This window comes from Jannaschia maritima (genome assembly GCF_030973515.1).
Classification (GTDB): Bacteria; Pseudomonadota; Alphaproteobacteria; order Rhodobacterales; family Rhodobacteraceae; genus Jannaschia; species Jannaschia maritima.
On sequence record NZ_JARGZA010000037.1, the window covers coordinates 1 to 3,798 of the forward strand.

Annotated in this window: 3 protein-coding genes; all 3 read right to left on the reverse strand. The window is 67.1% G+C overall.

Going from position 1 to position 3,798, the window contains the following annotated elements; all coding sequences use genetic code 11:
* Window positions 1-566: DNA polymerase Y family protein (locus P0084_RS18425; protein WP_308918358.1), on the reverse strand; the 566-nt coding region annotated here is incomplete at its 3' end.
* A complete protein-coding gene (locus tag P0084_RS18430) occupies window positions 529-1,074 on the reverse strand; it encodes an ImuA family protein (RefSeq protein WP_308918359.1) in 546 nt (181 codons plus the stop codon). The genes P0084_RS18425 and P0084_RS18430, both read right to left, overlap by 38 nt.
* A gap of 650 nt (window positions 1,075-1,724) precedes the next feature.
* Window positions 1,725-3,798, reverse strand: a 2,074-nt coding sequence (gene uvrA / locus P0084_RS18435; RefSeq protein ID WP_308918360.1) for an excinuclease ABC subunit UvrA, incomplete at its 5' end; no start/stop codon positions are given.

A 3,798-nucleotide genomic window follows, 5' to 3' on the forward strand; every position in this document is an offset into this window, starting at 1 on the left:
ACGCGCGGAACGGCGCGCAACAGGCCGATCCGCTTCAATCCGAGGCAATGCAGCGTCTGCAAGGCGGCGTCGTCCAACCGCAGGGCCGCGACGGGCAGTGGGTCCAGGTCGCCCAAGTCGGTGCAGACGGCGCGATCCGATCCGAACCGCGACAGGGCCCAGGCCGCGCCCCGACTGGGAGCGACCGCGACCCGCACGCGCAGGCCGATCGCCGCGAAGCGGGCGACGATGTCCCGCGTCATCGCATCCTCGCCCCCCATCAGGTGCGCGGCCCCCGTCACGTCCAGCACCAACCCGTCCGCACCGTCCGCCATGGCCCAGGGGCACCAGCGGTTCGACCAATGGACCAGCCGATCCAGAGCGGCCGCATCCCCCACGGGGTCGGCGGCCCGCGCCACCAGTTCGGGCGCGGCCACCTGCGCGTCGGACACCCGCATGCCGGTGCGCACCCCCAGGGCCACGGCCCCGGCGGTCGCAGCGTGGACGACGGGCCCGTGACGTCCTGGAACCGACAGGACCAAGGGCACGTCATCCGGCTCGTTCCGCCGGGCGCGGTGCAGGTCCATCGCCATCCGCGGCATCCAGATGCAGGCGATCCGTCGTTCGGTCATGCGTCGCGATCCACGTGCCGGGACGGCCGCCGCGCGTGCGGAACAGGTCGGCCCGCCACCGGGGCGGTCCGGGCGCGCGATCGTCCCAAAGGCTTGGAACGGAAGGCATCGATTCCACCGCCCAGCGGTCGCGTGCCGCCGACAGGCCGGGCGACGCGCCCCGCCGCAGGATCCAACAGGACACCCCGGACCGTTCCGCCCGCAACGCCAGCCGCTTCGTGGCGGTGAAATCGACGCGCGGCGCCTCGCCCCAGATCTCGCCCACCACGGCGGACAGGACGGAACAGGACAATCCCATCTCCATCGCCTGCAGTGCATCCGCCGCATTGCGCGACCGGACCCGGATGATCGGACGATGCAAGGCGTTCGGATAGGGAATGCCCGCCTCCGCCGCGGAGGTGCGGTCCTGGACCCACAGGACGGCGCCGGTGCGCGACAGCGACGCCAAGACGAATCCCGCCACCCCCGCATCGGAGGCACGGACGGCCCACGCCTCCGACAGGGAGACGGCACCGGGTCGCGGTGCCTCCGGGGCGGCAGGCAAAGGGGGGCCGCCCCGTCCGGCACGGTCCGGAAGGAATATGATCTGCGTCATGCAAGGCTGCAACTACCGATGTTCTACGTTTGTTCTATGCGGTGAACATCGCGAGTCAAACGATTCCCGACATGACATTCTCCACGTCTCCACCGCTTGCGGGCGGGGGGTAGGGGGATACGAAATCTTGGAACGGGTCCGGCCGGGGCCGATGGAATCAGACCGAAGCAGCGTCCCGAAACAGATTCATGATACGCAGGCGGTCGTCGGTGGCCTGACCGTGATGCGGATCCTCCGTCAGGAGGGCGTCTCAGCCGAATTAGAGGGCGGCGGCGACGATCGTGGAATCGTAAATGACCACCCGACGTCCGCGATCGTGAACCCCTTCCGTCAACGGACGACGTTCACAAACTGCCGCAGGCGATCACCGAACCGGAACGCATCATTCAGTTCGTGATGCAGCTTGCAGACACGGACAGCCGGACCGTTACCCCAACGCGCAACCCCATCGAACCGACCTATAGATGCCATAGATTTCGATATGGATAACCCGGAAGCCGCTTCGATCGATCGATCGGCTACTCCGCCGCGATCTTCCGGGCGTTCAGAAGCGGTCCCAGGTAATGGCCCGTATGGCTGCCTTCCAGGGCGGCGATCTGCTCGGGCGTCCCCGCCCCCACGAGCGTGCCGCCGCCGTCGCCGCCTTCCGGGCCGATGTCGATGACGTGATCGGCGGTCTTCACGACGTCGAGGTTGTGCTCGATCACCACGACCGTGTTCCCAGACTCCACCAATTCGTGCAGCACCTCCAACAGCTTGCGCACGTCCTCGAAATGCAGACCGGTCGTGGGTTCGTCCAGGATGTAGAGGGTCCGGCCCGTCGACCGCTTCGACAGTTCCTTGGACAGCTTCACGCGCTGCGCCTCGCCCCCCGACAGGGTCGTCGCCTGCTGTCCCACGCGGATATAGCCCAGGCCCACGCGCATCAGAGCGTCCATCTTCTCGCGGATGCTGGGCACGGCCTGGAAGAAGGACTGAGCGTCCTCCACCGTCATGTCGAGCACGTCGGCGATGGACTTGCCCTTGAACAGGATCTCCAGCGTCTCGCGGTTGTAGCGCTTCCCCTTGCAGGTCTCGCACTCGACGTAGACGTCGGGCAGGAAGTGCATCTCGATCTTGATGACGCCGTCGCCCTGGCACGCCTCGCAGCGCCCGCCCTTGACGTTGAAGGAGAACCGCCCCGGCTTGTAGCCGCGGGCCTTGGCCTCCGGCAGGCCGGCGAACCAGTCACGGATGGGAGTGAAGGCGCCGACATAGGTGGCGGGGTTCGATCGCGGCGTCCGACCGATGGGGCGCTGGTCGATGTCGATGACCTTGTCGAGGTGTTCGAGCCCTTTGACCGTCTCGCACGGCGCGGGGGTCTGACGGGCTCCGTTCAGCTTCATGCTGGCCGTCTTGAACAGCGTCTCGATGGTCAGGGTGGACTTGCCGCCGCCGGACACGCCCGTGACCGCCACGAACTTGCCCAGGGGATAGTCCACGGTCAGGCCCTTCAGGTTGTTGCCGGTCGCCTTGACCACGGTGACCTTCTTCCTGTTGCCCTTGCGGCGCTTCTCGGGGACGGGGATCATCCGCCGACCCGCGAGGTAGTCGCCCGTGACGCTGGACGGGTTCGCCTCCAGCTCCGCCGGGGTGCCCTGCGCCACGACCCGACCGCCGTGGACGCCCGCGCCGGGGCCGATGTCGAAGACGTAGTCGGCCTCGCGGATCGCCTCCTCGTCGTGCTCGACGACGATCACGGAATTTCCCTGATCGCGAAGCCCCTTCAGCGAGGTCAGCAGCCGGTCGTTGTCGCGCTGGTGCAATCCGATCGACGGCTCGTCCAGAACGTAGAGCACCCCCGTGAGTCCAGACCCGATTTGCGAGGCGAGGCGAATCCGCTGCGATTCACCGCCCGAAAGCGTTCCGGACGACCGCGACAGCGTCAGATAGTCCAGGCCCACGTTGTTCAGGAACCCCAGGCGTTCCCGGATCTCCTTCAGGATGGCGGCGGCGATCTCGTTGTTCTGCTTGGACAAGTGCGACGGAACCTCCGCCATCCAGTCGGCGGCTTCGCGGATCGACTTCTCGACCACCTCACCGACATGAAGGCCCGCGATCTTCACCGCCCTCGCCTCCTCGCGCAGACGATAGCCGCCGCAGGTCTTGCAGGGGCGGTTGTTCTGATAGCGCTCGAACTCCTCGCGGACCCAGGAACTGTCCGTTTCGCGGTAGCGGCGTTCCATGTTCGGGATCACGCCCTCGAAGACGCGCGTGACCTCGTAGACGCGGCCGCCCTCGTCGTAACGGAACTTGATCTTCTGCCTGCCGGATCCGCGCAGGAAGACCCCCTGCACCTCGGCCGGCAGGTCCTTCCACGCCAGCTTCTTGTCGAAGCCGAACTGCGCGGCGATGGCATCGATCGTCTGAAGGAAGTACGGCGACTTCGACTTGGACCAGGGCGCCAACGCACCCTTCGCCAAGCTCAACGTCACGTCCGGGACAACCAGCCGTTCGTCGAAGAACAGCTCCGCCCCCAGCCCGTCGCAATCGGGGCAAGCCCCGAACGGCGCGTTGAAGGAGAACAGCCGCGGCTCGATCTCCGGGATGGTG